General features: G+C 43.5%; 2 protein-coding genes. One reads left to right on the top strand and one right to left on the bottom strand.

What is annotated here, in order from left to right:
- The coding region (locus ACTHUT_RS21130; protein WP_440419763.1) for a hypothetical protein at positions 1-334 on the top strand (334 nt) is incomplete at its 5' end.
- Between the two features lie 70 nt (positions 335-404).
- On the opposite strand, the gene ACTHUT_RS21125 is transcribed toward ACTHUT_RS21130, so the two are convergent.
- Positions 405-890: a DUF4189 domain-containing protein gene (locus ACTHUT_RS21125; protein ID WP_003682910.1), complete on the bottom strand. Its 486-nt coding sequence runs from the start codon at positions 888-890 to the stop codon at positions 405-407.
- Between the last annotated feature and the right edge of the window lie 99 nt (positions 891-989).

Genomic DNA, 989 nt, shown 5'->3' with positions numbered 1-989 from the left:
TGTCTGCATCATTCAAAATGCAAAAGTAAGGCCGCATGATTTGGATCGTGCTTTGTCTAAAGCTTTGGCAAAACGCGGTATCGGCAGCACGATTGTGACAGCGGATAACCGCGGCAAACTGTATGATTCTTCTTGCCCGTATAATCTGCGTTATAAAACCAAAGGCAATAATGAAATCTTGCGTAAAGGTGTATTTGTATTGAGAAGCACGAAGTACGCGGTTTCGACTGTCAGCTACTCTTTGAATGATGAAAACCACTTCCGAACCAATCCTGATTTGGTGAAACAGGCTGAAGGCGTTGTGGCCAAATTGTTGGAAAAAAACAGCAAATAAAAGCCAGAATAAAAAACCGGCTTGCCGTGATAGAGAATATCGGGCAAGCCGGTTTTATTTTCAGACGGCCTTAAATGGATTTGATTTTTTCCCAAAGGGTTTTGACCGTACCTTGATAGTAGGTTTCGGAAGTGCAATAGACTGTTTCTAAAGCACATTGTCCTTGTGAGCCGTATTTTTTGATACATTGGTTCAAGGCAATTTGATGCACGGTTTTGAAACGAGGGGAGGTAATGGCTACTACGTTTTGCGCAGTCAATTTGCCCATGGCTTTAGGGTAGGCAACAGCGATACAGGTGTTGTGCAGAGGGACAACCGTTTTACAGCCTGTTGCTTGGCCTGCGCTGATACCGGCTAAGGCATCTTGGCCTTTACAGAATGTTTCGAGTTCGGCTGTCGCATCCAGTTGGGTAGCATTTTCTTTGGTGGTTTTGATTTGCAGCACTTCATTGCTGTCGGCAGGGTTTTGCCACATGGCCAGGTAGCCGTAAGTATCGGCAGCCAGGGCGGCAGGAGTCAGTGCGCAAAGGATAAGTGTCGTTAGTGTTTTTTTCATGTTTGTTCCCTGTTTGTTGGGTATTTGTCGTTATTATAAAGCAAAAGTTCTTATTTGATATAAATTTGCTTTTAAAATGAATATTTGAGTGTGGTAGAT

Source organism: Neisseria sp. P0022.S010 (genome assembly GCF_051956635.1).
The sequence above is the reverse complement of the archived record's forward strand: the minus strand, read 5'-3'. Positions and strand labels throughout refer to the sequence as shown.

What these genes read in the sequence shown, in the direction of transcription:
- ACTHUT_RS21125 (WP_003682910.1), bottom strand. Translation starts at nt 890, where the DNA reads ATGAAAAAAACACTAACGACACTTATCCTTTGCGCACTGACTCCTGCC.